Source organism: Xenorhabdus bakwenae, assembly GCF_030272115.1.
In the GTDB taxonomy this organism is placed as follows: domain Bacteria; phylum Pseudomonadota; class Gammaproteobacteria; order Enterobacterales; family Enterobacteriaceae; genus Xenorhabdus; species Xenorhabdus bakwenae.
In genome coordinates, this window is sequence record NZ_CP119194.1 from 3509783 (window position 1) to 3516018 (window position 6236).

Below are 6236 nucleotides of genomic sequence, written 5' to 3' on the forward strand. Positions count from 1 at the left end.
CCGGATGACACGGGTACGGTATCCCATGAAGAACTGTTTACTGTTCAGGTCACTGGCCTGATGCAGCACCCGCAAGCGAGGCAATCCCTGCGGGAAGAAACCCTGACCGTGTGCGAAGCGGTCTCAGTCACCGAAGCGGTACAGCGCCTGAAAGTTATCCATCTGCTGGGCGACTGGCCGATACCGGAAACGTTATCTGACCAGTTTAAGTGCATTTTTTTCCCGCTGACCGTCATGATTTATGACGCACAGGATGAAAAAGTGCTCGGTGGCCGATGCTATGACGAGATTGTCTGGGCACAGCCGGTGACACGGGCCTCAGAACGCCTGTCACTGGAAAAGCAACAGCAGCAGTTGTGTCAGTCAGCCGTGCTTGAGCAGGGCTGGCAGAATGCCCCGGAAGCCTGTGTCCTGAGGCATGAAGCCGCGTTATTGTCGTTGCATGTGATTTCACCTCGTTATCAACAATGCCGTGAAGTGCAGGAGATTCTCCGGCACGGCACGACAGTCAGCATTTAACCCGTGAGGTATGACTATGGCACCTTTACGTTTAACTGCCTGGCAGGTGATTGCCGGCACACTGCTGAAGCGGCATTTTGGCCTGAACCTGGATGATACGGTCCTGTGTGAAGCGGACACGGTGGCTGAGCTGATGGCCAGTGGCGTCCCGCCCTTTGAAGCCATTAACGCGTTAGTAGATAAATACGATTTAACCCGGCTGAATGCGCAGGATATGCAGGGCAGTACCCCGTATCTGGGTATTCATGATGAACTGAGGGTACTTTTCGACTGCGGTATTACCGGGACGCTGCTCAGTCAGAACAACGGGTCACTGTCTGAGTAACCCCTTTTTTTAATCACCCATCGGGGGAATTGTGCCCTGATGGCACGGTTCCTCCGGTTTATGCTTATTAATCCAATGAGGAACCTGACCATGGCAGAATGGGTCACCAATCAACTGGACATCACCGGCAAGTCGGTGTGTATTGACGTCATGCAACAATGGGTCTGCGGTGAAGAAATTCCCCGTTACCGTCAGGCAGTGCTGCAAAGCCTGCGGCTGTTTCTGGCCGGCTGTGCGGGGATATAGCAAAATCATACTAATATGTCATAATATCCAAATCCAAAATGACAAGGCATAAAGTGAAATGGGTTACAGTCTAGATTTTCGAAAAAGAGTACTGGCATACAAAGATAAGCATTCGTTGACTTTCGAACAAACGAGTGCCCATTTTGAGATTTCTATTCGTACCCTGTTCCGGTGGAGTCATAAAATAGAACCTTGCATGACGCGTGATAAGCCTCCCATGAAAATTCCTGATGAGGTGCTCATCGCGGATGTCCAAAATTTTCCTGATGACTATCAATGGGAAAGAGCAAAGCGCTTAGGGGTCTCACAATCGGCGATTCATTACGCGTTGAAACGGCTTCGCCTCACTCATAAAAAAACCTTAAAACATCCTCGCGCTGATCCTCAGCTTCGTCAGGCGTTTGTCGAGCGCATCAGCGGCTATAAACAGGAAGGCAAACCGATTGTGTATTTGGATGAAAGTGGTTTCGCGCAGTCAATGCCACGGATATACGGGTATTCAGAGAAAGGGCAGCGTTGTTTTGGTACACAGGATTGGCACGCGAAAGGCCGTATTAACGTGATTGGAGCCATTCTCGAAAATACGTTCATCACCTTAAGCTTATTTACTGGCAACATTAACGCCGATGTCTTTCATGCGTGGGTGACGCAGGATTTATTGCCCAAACTCCCACACGGTGCCGTGATAGTCATGGATAATGCGCGTTTTCATAAACGACTTGATACGATACAAGCGATAGCAGAGAGTCAATATCAATTAGAGTGGCTGCCCGCTTATAGTCCGGACTTGAATCCCATAGAACACAAATGGGGTGGGGCAAAAGCGATAAGAAGACAAAAAAGATGTTCAGTTGATGAGGTGTTCACCGAGCACATCGAGTGTGTCAGGTTATGTTGATTCTGCTATATCAAGCTCCCTATGGCGGATGGCGGCGAAGGGACAGTCGAAGCACTGGTGGCTGCAACCGGAGGAAAACGTATCGTGTGTACTGTTACTGATCCTCTGGGACAGCCGGTTGAGGCATTTTTTGGCCTGCTGGGAGATGGCAAAACCGCGGTGATTGAAATGGCTGCCGCTTCTGGTTTGCATTTGGTGCCGATGGAACAGCGTAACCCTCTGATAACGACGAGTTATGGAACGGGAGAGTTGATTCTGGCTGCATTGGAACAGGGGATACACAAACTGATTTTAGGCATAGGAGGTAGTGCAACCAACGATGGTGGTGCAGGTATGATGCAGGCACTTGGGGCGAATTTATTGGATGGTGACAGTCGTATTCTGCCATTCGGCGGTGCGGCATTAATCCGGCTGGAACGTATTGATTTAACAAATCTTGATCCACGTCTCAGGCACATTGAACTTACCGTGGCTTGTGATGTGAATAATCCGTTGTGTGGTGAACAGGGCGCATCAGCGGTGTTTGGCCCACAAAAAGGCGCGACGCCGGAGATGGTGAAATCGTTAGACTCGGCATTGCGTCATTATGGCATGAAAATAGAGTCCCTAACGGGAAAACGTGTGATTGCTGCTGCGGGGGCTGGCGCGGCCGGAGGAATGGGAGCTGCCTTATTGGGATGTATGGGCGCAAGATTACAGCCAGGTATTGAGATTGTTATCGAAACCTTGCAACTGGAAGACGTGATTCAGGGGGCAGATCTGGTCATTACGGGGGAAGGTCGCCTGGATAGCCAGACCCTATACGGTAAAACCCCCATTGGTGTTGCCTGTGTGGCGAAAAAATTTGGCATTCCCACCATTGCGTTAGTGGGGGGAATGAGCCGGGACTATCATGTTGTGCATCAACATGGGCTGGATGCGGTCTTTTCCATCATACCCGAGGCGTGTTCCCTTGCCGATGCCCTTGCTAATGGTGCCGATAATTTGCAGGTAACGGCACGGAATATTGCAGCAATTTGGGCTATTTCCCATTGAATGCTACTTGATGAGCATTATCGCCGTTTACTGTGTCGTTGAGTCATGATGGCAGTAAAACTGATAGATACAGCAAATAACAACGCTCCCAGTAAAAATACCCAATCACAGTTGCCCGTTCTTCCACAAACGTTGCTAACAATAAAGTGGCATGGGTGGGTGTCGATATCCCCAGAGTGAAACCGTATAAAGCTGTGACAATGATTAACGTGGGAATGCCGAACCGATATGTGATGGAAAACAACAGAACCAAAGCCAGATTTAGCAAACTGCTGACCATCAGGCCATTTATTGCCGAATTTGGTGACCGTCTGGACGGTCACCTCTGGAAAAGCATTTGCACAAAATGCAATACAGGCTCAATGGGATCATTGAAATCAGCAACATAACAGGCTTCTGACGAATTTATTTTGCCGGATTTACCAACCATTCTTGCCTATAATTGTCTCGGCAATGGGGAGATATTGATCCGTAATTTTATTCACACTACAGTCCTCTTTCTTGACGGGTTTGCAATCTTCGAAAAACCATTGGATTGGCGTATTAAATATATCGGCAATATTCACGAGATGGGAGATGTTGATCCGATTCACTCCCGTTTCGTAACGTGAAAGTTGCTGTTGACTGAGGCCAAGTTCCTTTGCTAATGCTGTAGCAGTGATACCCAACTCTTTCCTTCTGGTCTGAATACGTTTTCCGACTAATAGGTTTGCATCTTCCATATCTCATCCTTTTTTCATTAGTAAGTTATGGCGTCATCAAGGAGAATTGCCGAAGCTTAAAATGAGTTCGATTTTTGCCCCGTTGGTTGCTCGTAAAATAGAGCCTGCCTTGACGGATTTACTCTCGTTCATGGTATGCCTATTGATACCACCTGATTCGCCGTTTTTGTTTTCTAACATGCGTCTTTTTTTGTCATCCTTGCCTTATGGCTACCTCTGCATATTTTTTCGGTTGAGTTACCGATACGGCTTAGACAGAGTTTCTATTCTCCTTGCATGAAAGATAATCAATATTTTTCTGATTTTTATTTTATGGGATTTTATATATTTTAATAAATTTATTGCATTGATTTTTAATGATTTTTAGTTAATCAATTAAGGCAAACATGCAAAATTAGGTTAATTTTTGTCTAACCTCATATTTGTCGACATATATCATTCTTGTTGATGATTTTCCTTAGGTTATAAACTGGACAAAATATATCAAACTGTCTGATTTAGATTTCATAATTTACCTAAGGAATATCATTAAATACAATTAAATTTCGGACATGTCATGCTTTTAAAGCATTAATTTTGGTTTTTCTGGCAATATTTTGACTGGCATCAAGTAATATTATTTGTCACCAATAATATTATTGATGACGCAACAAAATATGTGAATAACAAAAAAAATCATATATTATAATTGTTTAAAAGCATGAAATGAAATTTGTAGTATGTAATGAAATCTTGACTTAGGTTAAATTATCTAGGATTATGTTTACAGTTTGATATAAATTGTTTTGTTTTTTAATATAATTTTATTTATTTTACTTATGTAAAGGTATTTTTATGTTTTGGTAGATTATTTCGTCTGATTTATCCTATTACCATTAAAAATATTATTTACCATTACCTTTTCCACTAAATAGACTTTTAATTCGCCTAAAAACGAGGTTTACTCGCACTTTTGATTTTTTTGAAAACGGCAAGAGTATTCCTTACGGATTATTGAGCGATATTTTTATTTTTTCAATAAAAACAATCAGATAAATATATTTATTGGTAGATGGTCGTTCTATCAAGTTGTATTCTGTTTTTCTTTGATAGTTTATCTATGGAAAATAACCGTATTGAAGTATTTTTTCGGGATATCGCATTAAAATTAAAAAAAACGGCTGTTGTACAAGGTTCCCAGAAATACCATTGTGGTTGAAAACATCGTAGCCGATATCTATGGCAGCACTCTTGGAAAAGGAAGGATGAGATCACCACGACAGCCACAGCTCAAAGTGACTTTATTCGGTTAAATAATGTTCGCGCCCTCACCCTGGGGAAATGTGGATACAGATCAATCGGCAAAATAAAAAAAGAAGAAATATACTCGATAAACTTCAAGCTGCAATCCGCCAGACGACGCGAGGCCTTATATTTCCCTGCTGCGCGGGAAAATATAACACGCACCTTGAAGTTGGATTGGTATACGTTGGATTTAACAAAAGGTAAAGTATTTTAATAAGGAAGGAAATTACTTTTTCAACAACCTCGCCCACTCTTCCCACCGTCACTACTCTGATTGCAATTTATCCTGCTGAAAATTCCCCTGAACTTTTTGTCTTTCATTAAAAATATCGCGTTTACACTCAATAACTGCAAATTTAGCGATTATTCCACTAAGCAATTATATTAAAATAGTATTTATTTGAAATTATTTTATTTTGGTATTAAATATAATTGTCCTTTACATTTACATCAGTTGTGTAATTTTATTATTATAAAATAATAGGTAGTTAATTTAGTTTATTTTTTACATGGGGAATATACATGTGCTTATTATAACGTAATGATAAATAATGGTTTGTTTTGTATACCTTGTTCCTTGATTGTGAGTGGCTATTTATAAACATAAACACTTCCTTTTATCTGAAATAATTTCAGATAAATACTAAATGGAAAAAATACAGCAAGGACTTAGCGCTCATGCCAGTAGATATATTCAACAGATCCATTTTTATTGAGTTGTAGAATTCAGCGTAATAAAAAATTGATGTAGATCAAAAACGCTTATCTAAAAAACAAGGAAAAAATGGAATGCCTTATTAGGGTTCATCAAATAAACCATTTATTCCGTTGTCTGGGAAATTATTGTCACATCATTTTTAGCTGTGCAGTTATTAACCGGGCCATGACATCCAGCGCCTGAGAAAAATAGTGTCTAAGTATCTTCCGATGCTTGGCGTGCCCGTTGTTATTTCTCCTAAAAGTAAAAGAAAAACATTTGTAACGGTTGCTGGAAATAACAGTTTTCAAATATCCGATAGATTCGTTGAGGTAGTAAGCAAATGAAAGACAGTATTACCAGCAGGGAAAATACCCTTAAAGCGGGATTGCTGGAAACTTGGAACGCCACGGAAACCCCCTATCCTGACCATGTATGTATTCATCAGTTGTTTGAAAAACAGGCAGAGAAAACCCGGCTGCCGCCGCGTTAATCGCTGGGGATCAGACT

General features: G+C 42.2%; 6 protein-coding genes and 2 pseudogenes. 7 read left to right on the forward strand and 1 reads right to left on the reverse strand.

From position 1 onward, the window contains the following. The first annotated feature begins 60 nt into the window (after positions 1-60). From PXH59_RS17430 to PXH59_RS17455, 6 genes and pseudogenes are all read left to right on the forward strand, one after another. Positions 61-519, forward strand: a complete 459-nt coding sequence (locus PXH59_RS17430) for a hypothetical protein (RefSeq protein WP_285809375.1) — start codon at positions 61-63, stop codon at positions 517-519. A gap of 16 nt (positions 520-535) precedes the next feature. Continuing rightward, positions 536-844 (forward strand): TA system toxin CbtA family protein, encoded by a 309-nt coding sequence (locus PXH59_RS17435; protein WP_285809376.1) that lies wholly within the window; start codon positions 536-538, stop codon positions 842-844. 90 nt (positions 845-934) lie between these two features. Next, positions 935-1087: pseudogene (locus tag PXH59_RS17440) on the forward strand (DUF1281 domain-containing protein); the annotation flags it as partial. A 61-nt stretch (positions 1088-1148) separates the two neighbouring features. Next, a complete protein-coding gene (locus tag PXH59_RS17445; RefSeq protein ID WP_285809378.1) occupies positions 1149-1988 on the forward strand; it encodes an IS630 family transposase in 840 nt (279 codons plus the stop codon). A 6-nt stretch (positions 1989-1994) separates the two neighbouring features. Next, positions 1995-3023, forward strand: a pseudogene (locus PXH59_RS17450) (glycerate kinase); the annotation flags it as partial. 200 nt (positions 3024-3223) lie between these two features. After that, positions 3224-3412 carry a hypothetical protein gene (locus tag PXH59_RS17455; RefSeq protein ID WP_152669787.1) on the forward strand — a complete coding sequence of 63 codons (189 nt, stop codon included), beginning with the start codon at positions 3224-3226 and terminating at the stop codon, positions 3410-3412. Positions 3413-3442: 30 nt separating this feature from the next. On the opposite strand, the gene PXH59_RS17460 is transcribed toward PXH59_RS17455, so the two are convergent. Continuing rightward, positions 3443-3745, reverse strand: coding sequence for a helix-turn-helix domain-containing protein (locus PXH59_RS17460; protein WP_047768547.1), 303 nt, complete (start codon positions 3743-3745; stop codon positions 3443-3445). Between the two features lie 2324 nt (positions 3746-6069). Here PXH59_RS17460 and PXH59_RS20140 point away from each other — a divergent pair. Beyond that, positions 6070-6219 carry a hypothetical protein gene (locus PXH59_RS20140; protein WP_352232099.1) on the forward strand — a complete coding sequence of 50 codons (150 nt, stop codon included), beginning with the start codon at positions 6070-6072 and terminating at the stop codon, positions 6217-6219. Positions 6220-6236 lie beyond the last annotated feature (17 nt).